Source organism: Bacteroidota bacterium (genome assembly GCA_018831055.1).
Classification (GTDB): domain Bacteria; phylum Bacteroidota; class Bacteroidia; order Bacteroidales; family B18-G4; genus M55B132.
In genome coordinates, this window is record JAHJRE010000003.1 from 1 (window position 1) to 18,856 (window position 18,856).

General features: G+C 38.3%; 9 protein-coding genes. 7 read left to right on the top strand and 2 right to left on the bottom strand.

Annotation, left to right across the window (positions count from 1 at the left end):
* Positions 1-239 precede the first annotated feature (239 nt).
* Positions 240-1,097: a restriction endonuclease gene (locus KKA81_00320; protein ID MBU2649351.1), complete on the bottom strand. Its 858-nt coding sequence runs from the start codon at positions 1,095-1,097 to the stop codon at positions 240-242.
* Between the two features lie 496 nt (positions 1,098-1,593).
* Here KKA81_00320 and KKA81_00325 point away from each other — a divergent pair, with 496 nt between their 5' ends.
* From KKA81_00325 to KKA81_00355, 7 genes are all read left to right on the top strand, one after another.
* A complete protein-coding gene (locus KKA81_00325) occupies positions 1,594-4,260 on the top strand; it encodes a T9SS type A sorting domain-containing protein (protein ID MBU2649352.1) in 2,667 nt (888 codons plus the stop codon).
* A 658-nt stretch (positions 4,261-4,918) separates the two neighbouring features.
* On the top strand, positions 4,919-9,850 hold the full coding sequence (locus KKA81_00330; GenBank protein MBU2649353.1) for a VCBS repeat-containing protein: 4,932 nt from the start codon (positions 4,919-4,921) through the stop codon (positions 9,848-9,850).
* A gap of 17 nt (positions 9,851-9,867) precedes the next feature.
* Positions 9,868-11,145 carry an outer membrane beta-barrel protein gene (locus KKA81_00335; GenBank protein ID MBU2649354.1) on the top strand — a complete coding sequence of 426 codons (1,278 nt, stop codon included), beginning with the start codon at positions 9,868-9,870 and terminating at the stop codon, positions 11,143-11,145.
* A gap of 10 nt (positions 11,146-11,155) precedes the next feature.
* Positions 11,156-13,249: a caspase family protein gene (locus KKA81_00340; GenBank protein MBU2649355.1), complete on the top strand. Its 2,094-nt coding sequence runs from the start codon at positions 11,156-11,158 to the stop codon at positions 13,247-13,249.
* Between the two features lie 125 nt (positions 13,250-13,374).
* Positions 13,375-14,307, top strand: coding sequence for a DUF1566 domain-containing protein (locus KKA81_00345; protein MBU2649356.1), 933 nt, complete (start codon positions 13,375-13,377; stop codon positions 14,305-14,307).
* A 435-nt stretch (positions 14,308-14,742) separates the two neighbouring features.
* Positions 14,743-16,422 (top strand): caspase family protein, encoded by a 1,680-nt coding sequence (locus KKA81_00350; protein ID MBU2649357.1) that lies wholly within the window; start codon positions 14,743-14,745, stop codon positions 16,420-16,422.
* Between the two features lie 7 nt (positions 16,423-16,429).
* Positions 16,430-17,275, top strand: a complete 846-nt coding sequence (locus KKA81_00355; GenBank protein MBU2649358.1) for a fibrobacter succinogenes major paralogous domain-containing protein — start codon at positions 16,430-16,432, stop codon at positions 17,273-17,275.
* 94 nt (positions 17,276-17,369) lie between these two features.
* Here the strand turns inward: KKA81_00355 and KKA81_00360 are convergent, their stop codons facing one another.
* Entirely contained in the window at positions 17,370-18,053 is a 684-nt protein-coding gene (locus tag KKA81_00360) for a hypothetical protein (protein ID MBU2649359.1), read from the bottom strand.
* Between the last annotated feature and the right edge of the window lie 803 nt (positions 18,054-18,856).

Below are 18,856 nucleotides of genomic sequence, written 5' to 3' on the forward strand. Positions count from 1 at the left end.
CGAGTCACTCAGTCACTCGACCACTTAGCTCTTAAATCCGCCGAGTCCTTCAGTCACTCGACGATAAATCACTCAGTATCATAGTGACTGAGTGACTATGAGACTTGTAGAAACAAAGAAACGAATCCGCCGAGTCACTCAGTCACTCGACCACTTGGCTCTTAAATTCGCCGAGTCACTCAGTCACTCGACCACTTGGCTCTTAAATTCGCCGAGTCCTTCAGTCACTCGACGATAAATCACTCAGTCACTCGACCACTTAGTTCACCGGCTTCTTTGAGTGTTTTCCCAGCCCGGCTCGTCGATAAGCCTATTTCTTCCAGGATGGCGGGATTTTCAGGGATTTGTCTGCACAAAACAATACCTTTTTCCAGCAATGCCTGGATTTCCTTTTTCTGCAGGGATCTCAGACTGGTAACAGGATGAAAACCACTGCGGTCGATCCGTTCCTTAAGACTGTTGCCGGCGGGATAATCCCAGGAAATGAGATGGAGTCCGGTGCATTTGGCGTATTGCACGGCATCTTCCGTGAAACGGGTATTGGTTATGAGAAAAGCCTCAAAGATCTTTCCCTTGTTTGAAGGATCGTTCATCCATTCCGCTTTAATATCCTCAAAGCGGGAATGGACGTAGAGGCTCGTTTTAACATCATTTTTCCGGCTTTCAACATGATGGTATTTGCACTCGGCCATAAGGGTTTTATCCGGTTTTTCGGCCAAAACATCAACTTCGTGGGTCACGCATCTTCCTTGGATCAGCCGGCCGGTGGATGTCTGAAAGCCATCGTATTCAAAAAGCTTTGCCACAAAATGCTCAAAAGGATAACCCGATGGCCCAAGGGCGAGAATGGCCTTTTTTAAACGAAAGCGACCCGCAGCCCGCTGTGAGCGACGTGCAAGGATCCTGTAAGAGATATCATAGATCTTCCGCGTACTGATCCCGTCGTACAAGGAATCGCTGACTTCCCGGAGTATGTCATCAATCTCTTCATCAGAAGCACCTGAACGGTGCAGAGCACTTCGTAGTTTTTTTTCTTCAAAAGGCACAAGCTCACCGGTGTTTTTTCTAACAAGGATGGATAGAATCGGATTGCTCATATAGAATTGGGTTGAATTATTGGCGAAAGATAGGGAATTTGGGGGGATGATTGACGATTAACCCTTCCTGACGTCAGGACAGGCTCTACACTGAAGTCAGAAATCTGCCGGAAACTTCAAAAATCACTATTCGCTAATCCCTGATCGTCAATCCTTTTCGATTGAAGATCAGGGATCAACGATTTTTGATTTGTGAAGAATGATGTGGAGCTGGAGGCTCCTGAACTTACTAGGTAAATAGATTTATAATCAGTATTTTATATTGTTTAAAAATTAACGGGTATCCGAATAGGTATCTTATTAAACTAAAGTCATCCAAATTTCCATTCTTGTTAATCACCCTTTTTAATTTCAACGGATCTCATCCTTTTATTACTGCCAGGAATTATATTCCATTTCGATTTTTACGAATTGCAAGACAAATCATATTTCCAGGATTTCAATGCTTCCCAATTGGTTGATATATAGGAATTTTCTTGTGTTATGTATAAAAAATTTGTATATTGGGCTGGATAAAAACCTTTTAGTCATGAGAGCAGTAATCTTTTCAATAGTTGCTTTCTTTCTATGCAACATTCACTTCAGTCAGGATACTTTACATGTTCCGGTGCCGTATACCACAATTCAAGGAGCAATAAATGCTTCTTCAGATGGAGATGTTGTATTGGTGCAGCCGGGAATATACTATGAGAACATAAACTTCAATGGAAAGGGAATTACACTGGGTTCTCTGGAACTGACAACCGGGGACACCTCTTATATTTCCCAGACGATTATTGATGGGAACCAAAGTGGATCTGTCGTATTGTTTATCAATGGAGAAGATTCTACTGCAATCATAACAGGTTTTACTCTTACTAACGGAAATAGTTTAAATGGTGGAGGCATATACTGCAACCTAAATTCATCCCCTGTGATCAGAAATTCTATTATCTCCAATAACTCAGCAGAAGATGGTGGTGGAATAAATTGCCATAACGGTAATTGTTCGCCCCTATTGATAAACCTCACAATAAAACAAAACAATGCTTCAGATGATGGAGGAGGTATTTGGGTGCATCATCCATCTACCATATATGTTGAAAATACCCGAATAATACAAAATACTTCTGGGCATAAGGGTGGGGGGATATGGTGGAATGGTCCTGCTGTACCCTATTTGAAAGATGTTTGTATAAATAATAACTCTGCAAGTTTTGGAGGTGGGGCCTGCTGTGAGGCTGCAATTTTTCAGACTGTTAATCCACTATTTGAAAACGTCACTTTTACTGAAAACACTGCAAACAATGGAGGTGGTGTGTATATTGATGACACAAGCCCTATTTTCATGAACTGTATTTTTTGGAATAACTCTCCTAATGAAATAAGCACAGAGTCTTCTGCAAATGTGACTGTTTCATATACTGATATAGAAAACGGCTGGTCTGGTGCCGGTATTGGTAATATTGACAATGATCCTTTATTTGCAGATCCTCTGAATAGAGATTTCCATTTGACCATTGGCTCCCCCTGCATTGATACTGGAAATCCAGATCCCGCATATAATGATCCTGATGGAACCAGAAACGATATGGGAGCGTATTACTTTAACCAGCCATCACTGGAAATTGATACCATTTACGCTGATCCACAGACAGTATGTCCTGGCGATTCAAGCCAATTAAATGTTACTATTATTAATGTTGCCGGAATTCCGATTTTTAACTGGACATCCGATCCGCCAGGTTTCTCCTCTACCTTGCAAAATCCGGTTGTTTACCCGCTTGTTACGACTGAATATATTGTTACTGTTACGGATGATAATAGCAGTGTGACAGACAGTGTTATGGTAAGCATTTATCCCCCGGTTGAAATTGATACCGTATATGCTGATCCACAGGAAATATGTTCAGGTGAATCAAGTCAGTTAAATGTAACCGTTATCAATGCCACAGGTGACCCTATATTCAACTGGGTTTCCAATCCTCCGGGTTTCAACTCAACGCTTCAGAATCCCGTTGTAACTCCAACAGTTACAACTACATATATTGTTACTGTGACAGATAACTGTAACTCTGTGTCAGACAGTACTATAGTTACTGTATACCCTCTTCCGCAATTATTTACTGTAACCGGAGGCGGAGAATACTGTGAAGGAGGATTAGGTGTTGATGTGGGATTGGATGATTCTGAAGCAGGTATCCAGTATGAATTGTACATTGATGGTAATTCCACAGGAAATATTATTGCTGGAACAGGCTCCCAAATCAGTTTTGGTAATCAGACAGTTGAAGGGATATATACTGTCTTTGGAAGTTCTGATAATTGTTCGATCCAGATGAATGGTTACACCACTGTATCAATCATAACCCCCTATGAAGGAGAAGAAATATGCCTTGTGACAGTAGCAAATCAAAACATGATTATCTGGAATAAGACACCGGGTGAAAATATCAAATCTTACAACATCTACCGTGAAACCACCCAATCCGGTATTTATGAATGTATTGCAAGCATTCCGTACAGTAGTTTCAGCACATATTTAGATTTAAACTCTTACCCTGAACAAAAGGCATACCGCTATAGGATATCGGTTATTGATTCATGTGATAATGAATCCGGCCTAAGTCCCCACCACAAAACTATACATTTAACAGTAAGTGCCGGTGTGAACGGCTGGAACTTGATATGGAGCGGTTATGAAGGAATAGATTTCGGGACATACTACATATATCGTAGTATCCTTTGGGGAAGTTTTACCTTACTGGACTCCATACAGGGTAATCTTACATCCTATACTGACCTGAATTCCTCGATTTTTCTATCCCTTTATAAAATTGCTATTGTTAATCCGGAAGGCTGTAATCCAATGGCAGAATTAACCGGTTATGATACAGCATTTTCCAATATAGCCTATGCTGATCCTGTGCTCCTTATTGAACCCGACAAGGCTGAGGTTGAACTTGATTATCATTCTGATACGAAAACATTAACCATTAATAACCTTGCTTATAATGAAGCTGGAACCATTAGTGTTTATGACATTTGTGGCAGGTCAGTTTTATCTCAGGGGATAAATTCTCATAAATGTTCTTTTAACCTTGAGAATGTATCACCAGGATTATTTATCATCCATGTTTCAACTAACTACCAAAAGATTAGTAGGAAGGTTTTTATTAATTAGTATGCTTGATCTGCTTCATTTTCTGCAGGTTCACTTGATTTCTCAAATAAAATATCCCATATCTGATGATTGATAGATTGCATACCCAAAAAGTTATCACATATCCACATTTTGAACGCTCAGTAGTAATCCGAAACCTGATAGAATAATTAAATGATATCAGAAAAGAAGGGGGGTAGTCCGCAAAAACCATTTTTCCACCCAGGAGCACCCTCTGCACAATGGTATTAAATGAATGTATCTCTGTTTGTTAAGGGTAGGACTTTACACCTGGCTTGTTTTATAACCCTTTCTTAAACTCTCTGTATCAATTGTAGTTACAGGTTTTTATTCATAATAGCCTATCCTGACTCATTGATAAACATGCTTTTAATAGTTCTTTTAGAAAATTGCCTTGTTCTACATTAGGCTAAACATGTGCGGATATTTTGACATTAGTGTTAATTGATAGCATTCACTTTCAATAAATCTACCCTCAATATCCATGAACTTCTTTTAATTTTTCCTAAAGGCACGAGGCCTTTGCAGATGAGCGTTGCCTTTGATCGATTTCGAAGTTTTAAGGATTAAGTAATTCTACTAATTTATATTGATTTTTCTTGCATAAGACAAAACCTTACGTTAAATTGCGGTTTAATTTTTTAATCCAAATCTACCTATGTTCGCAAAAGTCATTAACATATTGTTAGTTGGTGTCATCTTTTTGACTTATTTCCCCCTCGTTGCCGTTAGCCAGGAAATTCATAGTAATGATTTAATGGAACCACAGTTCCTGGATCCCACATTTGTTGATATTAATGCCGGATTAATAGGTACCTACAATGGAGCTAGTCAGTGGGCTGATTTTGATAATGATGGGGATTTGGATCTGATAATTACGGGGAATATAAATGGAACCCAATGCACCACCGCCGTTTATATGAACTATAATAATACATTTAGCTTGATGAGCACAGGTTTAATAGGGGTTAGCAGTGGCAGCCTGGATTGTGGTGATTATGATAATGATGGAGATATTGATATTGTTATAGTTGGCAATCACATGGCAAATAGGGACACCTCCATTATCTATAAAAACCAGGGTAGCTTTAACTTTACTGATATAGGGGCAAATATCCAGGGAATGGGCGGATATGCAAGATGTAAATGGGGTGATTATGATAATGATGGTGATTTGGATCTTATTTTAATTGGGATGGACACGGAATCTGGAGGAATACACTTAACCAAGTTATATAGAAATGATGGCAATGATATTTTTACAGAAGTATCAACAAATATAACTGGTTTATTTGCATCCAGTGTAAACTGGGGAGATTATGATAATGATGGAGACTTGGATTTAATTATTTCTGGTGTGGATCAAGTATATGCAAAACATACAATTGTCTATAATAATTCAGGTGGTATTTTTACAAATATTGGCTTTAATTTTCCTGGAGTATCGGACGGAGTTGTCACATGGGCTGATTATGATAATGAAGGAGATTTAGATATTCTAATAGTTGGTTCTAACAGCACTGGTCAACTTATTTCTGGATTATTTAGGAATGATGGAAATGATATTTTTACTGAGATAACTACACCAATCGTTGGAGTAGATTATGCATACATCTCCTGGGGTGATTATAATAATGATGGCTTCATTGATATTATCGTTTGTGGTGATGACAGCTTTTCAGGAACAAACCCAATTACGAAATTATATAGAAATGATGGTTCTGGCAATTTTGTCTATGAATCCACATCCATAGCTGGATTATGCAGTGGTAGAATATCGTGGGGTGATTATGATAACGACCATGATCTGGATATATTAATCAATGGGCATTCAGGAGATAACGGAGGCGGGATTCCTTACTTGTTAATTTATAGAAATGACGGTTCAATATTTAACTCTTTACCTGAAGCTCCCTCATCATTGTCTTGTGTGTTAGATAACGGAAGCGTCAGACTTAGCTGGAACAAAGGCAATGATATTGAGACAGGGGTAAATGGGCTTAATTATAATGTCAGAATTGGATCTTCACCGAATGGAATTGACATCAGATCACCCATGGCAGAATTGTCATCAGGTGAAAGACTTATTTCAAAAAGGGGAATGATCAATGATACTGCATGGTTTATAGAATCTCTACCAGATGGAACTTATTACTGGAGTGTCCAAACTATAGATAATGGATATGAATCTTCTGAGTTTTCAAATGAGAATTCTTTTGTTAAAGGACCGCAGCCTTGTCCTGGAATTGAAAATTTTTCCTATGGAGGACAAACATACAATACTGTGCTTATTGGGAATCAATGTTGGATGAAAGAGAATTTAAATATAGGAACTAGAATAAATGGGAACCAGAACCAAACCAACAATAGCGTCATCGAAAAGTATTGCTATGATAATCAAGAAACGTATTGTAATGAATATGGAGGTTTATATCAATGGAATGAAATGATGCAATATACTAATGACTCTGCTATACAGGGAATTTGTCCTGACGGCTGGCATATTCCAACTGATTCGGAATGGAAAGTCCTAGAAGGTTTCGCAGATAGTCAATACGGGATAGGGGATCCAGTATGGAATAATATAGGTTATCGTGGATATGATGCCGGTAAGAACCTAAAATCGTATTATGGATGGAATGACATGGGGAACGGAATAGATCTGTATGGTTTCTCAGGATTACCTGGAGGATATAGAGAAGATGATGGAACATTTGGTGCCTTAGGTAATTTCAATTACTCCTGGTCATCTTCCAATTTTAGTTCAGATGAGGCTTGGAGAAGAGCAATGAGTTACCTACATGATGATATTTATCGGAGTGAGTATTTTAAATCTTTTGGATTTAGCCTCAGATGTATAAAAGATACAATTTCTTTGCCTCCACTAAAAAGTGAATTTAAGGTCAGCTCCAACTATGGCCTACATCCTCTTTCAGTTCAGTTTACCGATTTATCAGAAGGATATCCAGATGGATGGGAATGGGACTTCCAAAACGATGGAATAATTGACAGTTATGAGCAAAATCCCTCCTTTACTTATGAAAATCCTGGGTATTATTCTGTTTTTTTTAAAATAAAAAGAGGGCCAGACTTTGATACACTCACAAAAGCCAATTATATAATCGTATATCCTGATTATGATACCTGTCCGGGAATTCCGTCTTTAGATTATTATGGACAAACCTATAATACTGTATTAATTGGTAAGCAATGCTGGATTAAGGAAAATTTAAATGCTGGTGAAATGATTCCAGGTTCTGAAGGACAAACCAACAATGGGACAATTGAAAAATATTGTTTTGAAGATTCTGAAGACAATTGTACTAGATATGGAGGACTTTATCAGTGGGATGAACTAATGAGTTATGCCGCGGATACAGGTGTGCAAGGAATTTGCCCATCAGGATGGCATGTTCCAACTGACTGGGAATGGCTTATATTAGTAGATTATAATGGAGGATCATTTGAAGCTGGAGGAAAATTAAAAGAAACAGGCACATATCATTGGAATCCTCCTAATACAGGTGCTACGAATGAAAGTGGTTTTTCTGCTTTTGGAAACGGTCATCGCCAGGTAAGTGGAACATTTGTTGAAATCAAGGATAAAGCATATTATTGGTCATCATTACAATCAGGTGCATCTAAGGCCTACAACAGGCAAATGGCTAATGTTGATAATGATGTAATGCGAGGGGATGATACTAAGGCACTGGGATTCTCTTTGAGATGTATCTACAATGATTTATTTAATTCATACACTATTCAAACTAATTCTATTCCTCCTTCAGGAGGAGCCACTTTTGGAAATGGGACATACATCCAGGGTCAGGACATTACCATTTATGCAACTGAAAATCCCGGATATCAATTTATACACTGGAAAGAGGCCGATACAATAGTTACAACCCAACACGAATATACATTTACAGTTAATTCAGATCGTACATTTTATGCCCATTTTGAGCAACTTACCTACAGCATAACTACCTCGGCAGATCCTCTGACCGGAGGTTCTACTACGGGTGATGGAACATATTACTATAATGATGAGGTAACAGTTGAAGCCACGCCGGAACCGGACTGGAATTTCCTTAACTGGACAGAAAATGCTGTCATTGTTTCTTCTGATGAATTGTATACCTTTTATGTTACCGGTTCCAGAACTCTTGTAGCCCATTTTACACAGGAATTGATATATAATGTTTTGCTTACCCCGAATCCTGATTCCGGAGGCATTACAATTGGTTCCGGGAATTATACGGCCGGGAGTAATGTTTCCATCAAAGCACGTCCGAATGATGGCTGGGAATTTGTAAACTGGACTGAGAACAGTACGGTAATTTCTTCAGATACAGTATATACCTTCCAGATAAACTCAGATAGAGTTATCGAAGCTAATTTTAACCAACTGTCTTACGATTTATCTCTTAATTCCGTTCCCCCTGATGGTGGTAATACTGTTGGAGAAGGGACGTATTACTATGATGACCAGGTTGAAATTTCAGCATACCCGAATGAGCATTGGTCTTTTGTTAATTGGAAGGAAGCGGATACGGTTTTGTCAGATTTACAGTCATTGACGATTACAATAAGGGCTGATAGAACCATTGATGGGATCTTTCAGGAGGACCAGAAATTTGATGTCAGTGTGACTGCTCAGCCTCAGGAAGGTGGGATGGTACTGGGTGACAGCAGTTATTATTACGGTGATTATGCCACGGTAATGGCTAATGCAAATCAGGGCTGGCAGTTTATTGAATGGCAGGTTGGAGGAACATTTGTCTCTTCTTCTCAGGAATACTCTTTCATGGTTTCTGAGTCAGTAAATATGGTAGCGGTGTTTGAAAGTACCGGGATATTGTCTTTAGTGATTGAAAATACAGGAAATGACACAATATGCCAGGGTGAAAATATTTTACTCCAATGCCTTCCCTCCGGTGGGTCTCCTCCCTTTGATTTTAATTGGACATCAGACCCACCCGGCATTACAGGTACATCAAGCGAAATTTCAGTCATGCCGGGAGTGAACACTATTTACATTGTCTCGGTAACCGATGCTTTACTGAATTTCCGGAGTGATTCAATCGAAATTATGGTAAAGCCTTCTCCTCCGGCTAACATTGTCGGGAAAGGCAATCCCCCTTATATGATAATTTGTGTCGATTCCGGTTATTCTTACCAGTGGTTTTTCAATGATGCTATCCTGGATGGTGAAACAAAACAATTCTATTATCCCGGTGCCCAGGGACTTGAATTAGGCCAATATTATGTGAATGTTACCAATGATGAAGGCTGTTCTGCAAAGTCAAATATTTTTGAACGGTCAGCAAAAAGTGCTTTTGATATCTGGCCCAATCCAAGTACCGGTGAGTTCTATGTATCGGTTTCTTACGATTTGATAGTGGCGAATGAGGAAGCACAGATCCGGATTGTTGATTTGAACGGAAAGATTCTGGAAGAAATTATAATCTCAAGTGAGATGGCTAACAAGATAATCAGGCATAATTTCTTTGTAGGTAAAAAAGGTGTATTTATAGCAGAGTTCATAGGTTCTAACCAAAGAATGGCTAAAAAAGTGATTGTTTATTAGTGCTTTAATTGACCGGTATGAAAAGAATCAACATAACTATCGTTTTTATTCTTACGTCCCTGCTTGGTTTTTCACAGGCGAACCTTCCATTTGATGCACTGGCAGCAGATAAAGCCATCAAAGACTTACTTATTTCCTATAGCAATTTTTATAATCATAAGGAATATGTAAAGGATGCTAAGCCTGATTATTCTGCAATAGGCGAATTGTTTGCAGATAATATCATAATCCGGAATGATTGCAACCCAGGAAAGAGCACTCCCATTGTTTTGAAAGAATACATCAATTATCTTTCAGAACATTTCCAGCTGGGATTAAACGTAATGTTTAATGACCCGGTGATTATTAAGGAAAAGGCTGATGAAAATGTAAAGGTTTTGAAAATCAGGTATTCCAAAGAAATATTCGGTTACTATGACCTAAAACAGCCTTTCCGGAGAACCATAAATGAAATGATAACCTTGGTTTTAAATAAAGACGGAAAATGGAAGATCAGTGCTATTGAGATCATTTCTGATCCTTTGTTTTTCATTGATTTCCTGGCAGGTCCTTCATTTGGAAGCTTTAATATGGGGAACTCCGTTGTGGATTATCCATTGGAGGGATATTCCAGTAAGGATAAAACAACATTCAACTATGGGCTGGAACTGGGCTTCAGGATTGTGGACCAGTTAAGTGTAAAGACGGGGTTGATCTTTGCTTCCTATAAAACTTCAATTACTTCGAATTATCTCAACCAGGAGCCTGTAAAGTCGGTAGATAAAGATAGTGAAAGCTATTATCTTTATACTGAGGCCAGTGATATAAAAGAGGAATTAAACTTAAAATACTACAAGATCCCAATCAAGCTCCAATACGTTTTTATGCATGAACGAAAAGTCTCTCCATTCATTGGTGCCGGTTTGAACTATTGCATATATGCTTCTTCCGGTTCCAATATTTCAGGGATTTCCACACAGGAGGGATATTATCCGCAGTACCATGCGGTGCTTTATGATATTCCTGAACTTGGATTTATGACGAATCACGCTTTTGATCAGGAGATTGAGCCTGGTTTTAAAGATTACTCCCTTTCCGGTGAGTTTTCTGCAGGAATCGTAACTCCCATCTATCTCAATAAAATATATTTTATAGTAAATGCTTCCTACGAGATTGGATTCACCAACATCATTGAAGAGGATACTTATTATCTTTCAACAAAAGCACGGGAATATAACAGCCTCATTCTTTCCAGGGATCAGGTAAAGATGAATTCTTTTACAATATATGCAGGATTAAGATTTGGAATTAAATAGCTTTAAAAAGATGAAACGATTCTCAGGATATATACCTCTTTTAATTTTAACATTCGTACTGGCATTCCATAATAATTTGTGCTCCCAGGAATCCATGCAGCTCATTGGATTTGATGATCCTGATGTTTTTTGTGAGGTTACCTATTCACTGCAAAAGCAAAGTGATGCTGTTTATTTATTGACCGCAGATTTAAAATGGTTGGATAAAAAAAGCAGGACTATTGAAGAAGAAAAAAAATGTCTTGATTTTAATATAGTAGCAATCCCTTCAAATGCCGCGAAAACTAAGTCGGGATTATCATCTTCGGTTTTGGGAGTTAAAGCTAAAAATACACGTAGCTTTACAATTAGTAATTTGGACCAATCAAGGGATATCCAGATTGCCATCCAACCTTTCCTCTGTGAACTAAAAGAAAATCAAACGAAAAACATTCATCCTCCATTTTCGGTACCGGTGAATATGACAATGACCATTCCTGCTCTGGCTAAATCAGGCTTCATTGCATCGGATCGTTTACCGGATTTGGTGATACTGAATGAACGTTTTCTGGATGCTGATAGTAACAACATCATCAATGCGGGAGAAAAAACATTTATACAATTTGACATACAAAATATTGGCAAAGGGGATGCTTTGGATGTAGAAGTGCTGGCCAATGCCAATAAAGAGGTAAAAGGACTTTATTATAACAAAAAACATTCGGCAGGAAGTATACCTCCTGGAGTATCCAGGACCATAACAATTCCTGTAAATGCAAGCAAAGATCTTGAATCATCCATTCTTGAGTTCAGAATAGATGTTAATGAGGGAAATGGTTTTGATGCCTTTCCCCTGGCAATGAAGATAGAAACCCTCGAATATCAGCCACCGGACCCGGTAATTGCTGAATACAAGTTCAGCACCGATGATGGTGAAAAAATAAAGATGAACTATCCGATACATCTGGAAGTTGTAATTAAAAACAATGGTAAGGGTAAAGCCACGGGTCATAAAGTGCGGTTTTCCTTTCAAAACCCTGAATGCCGTTCCCTGGATATAAGTGAAGGAGAATTCATTCCACTTGATATATTGCAGCCGGGTGGAGGCCAGATCGTAGATTTTTTATTTACCATTACTAGAAAATACGATCATCCAGGTATCCCGATCAATGTTTCCATATTTAACCATGAAAACGCACAGGTGTACGATACAGTCCTGAGTGTAGCCCTGGATCAACGGATGATCGCAAGGCGGCTTGTTGAGATCAGTCCTGTGTATGCTACGGGTGAAGTTATACGGGACATTTCATTGTCTTCCCATGTTGACAGGAACATACCGGTGTCCGGCATAGCATATCCCAATAAATTTGCCCTGGTTATAGGTAATGAGGATTATTCGAAATACCAGCATGACCTTAATACCGAGGCCAATGTTGGTTTTGCTAAAAATGATGCCCGGATATTCATGGAATATGCAAACAAAGTATTTGGTATTCCCAGGGAGAATATTTTCCTGTTATTGGATGCCACAGCCGGTGAGATGAACCAAAAGGTCAATGTAATTGCCAAAATGGCTGAAAAAGCCATTACCACTGAAGGCTATTCAGAAATTATTTTTTACTATGCCGGTCATGGTTTACCGGATGAGGTTACCAGAGAACCCTATATTATTCCGGTTGATGTCACAGGCACCGATCTATCATCTGCACTTAGGCTCCCAGACCTCATCAGCAAGCTAAGTGCCTCCGGTGCTCAAAAGGTCATCCTGTTTGTAGATGCCTGTTTTTCCGGTGGTAGCAGAAGCGAGGGACTTATTGCTGCAAGAGGAGTGAAAGTTGTCCCCAAACAGGACATCCTTCCTTCTAATGTTTTGATGTTTTCTGCAACCAATGAAGCTCAATCGGCTCTGTCATTGAACGATCAGCATCATGGCATATTTACCTATTATTTGCTTAAAGAATTGCAGGAAACGCAGGGAAATGTCACCTACGGGGAATTATTTGATCAGGTAAGTAAAAATGTATCCATGAACTCGCTGCGAATGAATCAAAAGGAACAGGACCCGGTAGTAAAGGCGGGGTTTAATATTGTGGATGTTTGGAGGGGGTGGAGGGTTGGACAATAATATGTAAAAATATCATAAACTATGGTCGTTTATATAAAAAGGTATCCATTTTGTATTTATATTAATATATTTGGACTCTTAGTTGAATAAACATGTTTTAATACCTACCAAAAATAAGTTAAACAATGAAAGAAAAAGAAAAACTAAGATTTAAAAATAGGGGTATGCTTTTTATGCTTATCCTTTTATTGAGTTTATGCGGATTTAATATTGTTAACCTTTATGCTCAACAACCTGCTAATTATCTTGCGGTTTTATATGATAAGAATGGCAATCCTTTAATTGATGAATTAGTATCTATTAGGATAAGAATTATCGAAAATAATACAAAAGGTACGATTGTTTTCCAAGAAATTCAAAAACAAAGTACTGACTCGGCTGGTATAGTAGAATTTAATTTAGGTCATGGCACTGCTGAAAAAGGGGATTATTTTGGAATAGATTGGAATAATGGCAGGTATTTTATAGGCATAGAGTATTCAAGTGAAAAACAACAAAAATATATCCCTTTATGCATAACTCAAGTGCTTACTAATATCATAAATCCCAAATCAGAATTGTCAACAAATGAAAAAGATAAGTCATTTTCGTCAACAAAAAAGTTACAATATGAAATTGGAGATCCTTTTAATGGTGGAATAATTTTTTATATAGACGATTCAGGGGAGCATGGCCTTATAGCTGCTGAGAATGATCTTAATGATCGATATAAGTGGGGTTGCAATAAACAGTTAGGTGCTTTTGATCTTAATGATGGGGCTGTAAATTCAACTATTATCGCTAAAAATTGCAACAATAAAAATGGAGCAGCAGCTATGTGCAGTGACTTAATCTTGTCAGGGTTTGACGATTGGTATTTACCATCAATAAATGAACTTGAGAAGTTATATAGAAGCCAGGCGAAAATTGGTAATTTCTCAGGTGGATGTTATTGGAGTTCAACGGAAGATCCAAAGATAAAGGATAGAAGTTGGGGCATCAACTTCATCAAAGATGGAAAAAAAATCAGAGATGATAAAAACACTAAGTTTTTTGTAAGACCGATAAGAAAGTTTTAGACCTAAATATTTCTTTATTAAATTATTGTTTAATAAAGTTGAGCCAAGGGATGAAGTCCTGCGGGATGGAGTAACTTTTATAACGATGGGAAAGCTATCTAAAGATCATCTGTTGGATGTTTGTGGGGATTGAAAATTGCTGAAAGAATGTTAAAACCTTGAAAACTAATATGTTGTATGGGTTTACTAAGAAGGATGATAAAAGTGGTAACCTGCCTCCTTCAACCTTCATCCTGCTAAGTTTTATCCTGCACAAACCAAATTCAGTCTTGTGTATTAGAAATAGAGATATTTAAAGTTTTTTTCATATCTTTCTGCATTCAAAAATATCCTTTATGTCATGAAACCCACTTGTTTCCTAAAAACAAACAAAAGAGTAATAAAATCAAAAACATGTGGGTTCCATCATACCATTGAAAATGAAATTTTCTTATGATGAAAAAGATCGTACTGTTCATCTTAGTATTTTCTTCAATGGGCTTATATGCCCAGGTTGAGATATCAGGAGAAAGCGAATCTGCATTTGTGAGTATCACAAAGGATCCTCCCAAGCCTCCTTTTCTGGAGATTGTTCCCGGATCACTCAAGTTCATTGACGATAATGCCAATGGTGCTATTAATGCGAATGAACAATCTTATCTTGAATTTACACTGAAGAACACCGGAATGGGGCCCGGCTTAAACATGGTGTTAAACATTTCGGAAACGAACGCCACTCCGGGGTTGACTTTTGACAAATCAACAAAACTCGGCACTCTCGATCCGGGAAAGATAAAATCCATAAAGGTTCCGATCAGTTCCACGCTTGGCACCGTTGATGGCAAAGCCAGTTTTTCGCTCGTCATAGATGAACTGAATGGATTCGGCTCCGATCCTTTTTATCTGGAGGTAGAGACCCGTGCCTTTGCACCACCGATGGTGAAAGTGGTGGATTATAAGGTTAGCAGTCAGCAGGGAACAACCATACAAAAAAGAAGACCCTTTGAGGTACAATTACTGGTTCAGAATATAGGGCATGGTAGAGCGGAAAACATAGTTGTAAGCGTGCCGGTTCCCGGTGATATGTTTTGCTTGTCGGGTAACGAAATCGTTACCATTGAACGACTGGATCCCGGGGAACAACGCCTGCTGGAATACAGCTTTGTAGCTAATAACAACTATCAGCCCGCTCAGATCAACCTGAACTATGATCTTTCGGAAAGTTACCGCAAATATGCCGAAGATAAAAAAATCTCCCTGGCAATGAACCAGACCGTTTCGGATCATAAACTGGTTGTGGCAGGACAAAAGGAAGATCCCAAAGCCATTGTCTTGGCTTCCCTAAGCTCAGGTGTGGATAAAAATATTCCGGTGGGCGGACAAAAGAATCCTCACCGCATTGCTTTGATTATTGGCAATGAAGATTATTCAGGAAACCTGAATGCGGAAATTAATGTAAAGTATGCCCGCAATGATGCCGAGATCTTTAAACGCTATGCTAACAGTGTATTGGGTGTTGAGGAGATCAATACTTTTTATCTTATCAATGCAACATCCGGTGAAATGCGAAGGGAGATTGACAAGGTTTCGGAATTAATGAAACGCCTGGGTTCCCAGACTGAGCTTATCTTTTATTATGCAGGGCATGGACTTCCTGATGAAAACACCCGGATCCCCTATCTAATACCGGTGGATGTGGATGCTACCAATTTGTCCTCAGCTATCAGATTAAGTGATGTGTATTCGAAATTTGGTAATACCGGGGCAAAGAGAGTGACGGTTTTCCTGGATGCCTGCTTTTCAGGAGGAGGAAGAAACTCCGGTCTGCTGGCTGCAAGAGCGGTTAAGGTTAAAGCAAAGGAAGAACTGGTAAGCGGGAATATGGTGGTTTTCTCAGCAACTACCAATGAGCAATCCGCCCTTCCCTATGATAATGAGCAGCATGGGATGTTCACCTATTTCCTCTTAAAAAAACTACAGGAAACCGGAGGAGACCTGACTTACGGAGAAATGGCGGATTATCTGAAGATTAAAGTCTCAGTCGAATCACTACGGATAAACGGCAAGGAGCAGGATCCGGTGGTAAGGGTCAGTCCTGTAGTTGAAAGCAGCTGGAGTTCATGGAAGTTAAAATAGGAGCTTTATGAAAATTAAATTAATTCTATGGGGTTTATTGATGTTTCCGGGTATACTCTTCTCCCAGGAAATCAGAAACGTGCGGTTTACGCAGGAAGGAAAGAATATTAACATTTACTACGATCTTAACGGAGATACGCAGAACGATTATAATATAAGTGTGTATTGCAGTACCGACGGAGGTAAAACCTGGGGGGATCCGCTTCAAAAAGTCAGCGGTTCTGTAGGAGATAATACCCGGCCCGGTGCTGGAAAGAAAATATCCTGGGATGTCCTCTCCGAAAGGGAAAAGCTTGAGGGACAGGTGAAATTCAGAATTGTGGCTAAACCATCAGGTTTTGGTGTTTTTACTGACTCAAGGGATGGTCAGCAGTACCGTTGGGTGAAGATCGGAAACCAGGTTTGGATGGGTGAAAATTTGAATTACGAGACTGGTAATAGTTGGTGTTATGAAAACAATGCTAAGCATTGTGAAAAGTACGGAAGACTTTACGATTGGAATGTTGCTTTAATGGCATGTCCGGCGGGCTGGCATCTGCCGTCGGATCAGGAATGGCAGATACTGGTTGATTTCGCAGGAAGCGATCCCGGAAAAAAAATAAAATCACAAAGTGGCTGGATTAATCCTGGAAATGGGACAGATGACTATGGTTTTTCCGCGTTGCCTGGCGGTTACCACTCTAGTAGCGATTTCGACGATATAGGTTACAACGCTCACTTTTGGTCTTCTACGAAGAACACTAAAGACCACGACATGCCATATTATCGGAAATTGAATTTCGATAGTAATAGTGTCTACCGTGGGGAAGATATAATATATAATAGGTCTCTTCGTTGTCTCCGTGATCACTAGATTATTTGATTTTATTCTCCGAAATAAATTGATGGAGCACCTTATTATTTAAACCTGACCTAAAAAAGTATACCTGGTAAACAACAATTGAAAATCAATTATTGCCTGTATCTCCCTGCATTGTTTTTTTTAGATTGTTCAGTGAGTCGTTTGATTGTTCCTCCTTTTTTCTTCTTTCAACATCTTCTATAGCAGCTTTATATGCTTCAGGATTTAGCATCCAATATATTTCATTAATGATCCTTCCCAAAGTAGTGGTTGCTCCCGAAAAAAATTCACGGTTTAATTTGTCTGTTTCTGGTAAGCCGCTCGGCCATGTATGAAGTCTGCAAATATTTATAGCTTCAAACCACAAATCACTGAGAGAATCATTGGCAAGCAACTCCGGATTCATTGTTTCTTTTTCAAACATTCGCCTGAATTCATTTAAGTATTTTCCCATTCCTTCAGCATCGGCCTTCCTGTAAAGCTCAACATCATAAAATTTATGATAGTGATGGAAAATGTCATCAAAGGTCATTTTCAGGGATTTTTGATTGTAATCCTTTCTGTATGTGATTTCCTGTTGCTGGATTTCCTGAAGGGTTTCATTGATCTGGTATTGCTGATATGCGAAAATAATAGCCACGGCAGTAAATATTGTTGTAATTACAATACTCAATACTGTGAGGCTTAAATTTTTCTTTTTGGGTTCACTTTTACGGTTATAAAGTATAAGAAAAGATATAGTAACCGTTGCTACAAATAATGAGCTTGCAAGAGTAATAAACCAAAACATATTTTCGAGTTATTAGTTTAATTCAAAGGTTTTATGCTCAGACATATAAAGGTAAAAAGAAATAAATATATAATCGACAAAAGAATTGAAGATTCACTCAGATCATTAATTTCTTCTCTTCAATAAAGCCATGGCTATTTTGGGGAGTATATTTAAAGCTAAGTTATAATCATTGGCATGGACCCTATAACCTTAACCAAATCTCTCCCTCTTCTTCACCCCATTCCCCTATGAAGTATTTCTTTGTTTCCTTCTTTTTGCTTCTTTTTTTCGCACAACTTCAATATTTTTATCGCATGACTGCAAATATGATCAATGAATTGTTCGATCTGCTGGACAAGTGGAGAAAATACATACACTAACAACTGGAACGTAGAGTAGACATTTTCTTTGCCCTCTAATTAAAAAACATTATTAAAAATATTTTGGGGTATAAAGTATGCACTATCTTACTTAAAGATTTTTGAAACATATTGAAATAATACCTGTATAATATCTTTACGTTTATGAATTATTACTTTTGAACTCCAAATTATTATTAATAAGATAAGCCATAATGCAAATTAAAAATTATTTAAAAAAACCTTTTATATCAGGTTTGATATTCATCCTATTAGGAATCATTATGATTCTGATATCGATACATTTGTCTAAAATACACTTTTGTGGGATTTCTATTAGTGACTTTGTGTCAATGTTAGGAACAACGATTTTTATTTTTGGGCTATTTAGCATTGTTATTCAACTTCCCGATTGGAGAAGGTATTTTGAGAAATCATTATCCAATATTGTTATTCATCAAA

Bases quoted from the DNA above. Each gene is read 5' to 3' on its own strand.
- KKA81_00320 (MBU2649351.1), bottom strand. From the start codon at position 1,097: ATGAGCAATCCGATTCTATCCATCCTTGTTAGAAAAAACACCGGTGAG.
- KKA81_00330 (MBU2649353.1), top strand. From the start codon at position 4,919: ATGTTCGCAAAAGTCATTAACATATTGTTAGTTGGTGTCATCTTTTTG.
- KKA81_00335 (MBU2649354.1), top strand. From the start codon at position 9,868: ATGAAAAGAATCAACATAACTATCGTTTTTATTCTTACGTCCCTGCTT.
- KKA81_00340 (MBU2649355.1), top strand. From the start codon at position 11,156: ATGAAACGATTCTCAGGATATATACCTCTTTTAATTTTAACATTCGTA.
- KKA81_00345 (MBU2649356.1), top strand. From the start codon at position 13,375: ATGAAAGAAAAAGAAAAACTAAGATTTAAAAATAGGGGTATGCTTTTT.
- KKA81_00350 (MBU2649357.1), top strand. From the start codon at position 14,743: ATGAAAAAGATCGTACTGTTCATCTTAGTATTTTCTTCAATGGGCTTA.
- KKA81_00355 (MBU2649358.1), top strand. From the start codon at position 16,430: ATGAAAATTAAATTAATTCTATGGGGTTTATTGATGTTTCCGGGTATA.
- KKA81_00360 (MBU2649359.1), bottom strand. From the start codon at position 18,053: ATGTTTTGGTTTATTACTCTTGCAAGCTCATTATTTGTAGCAACGGTT.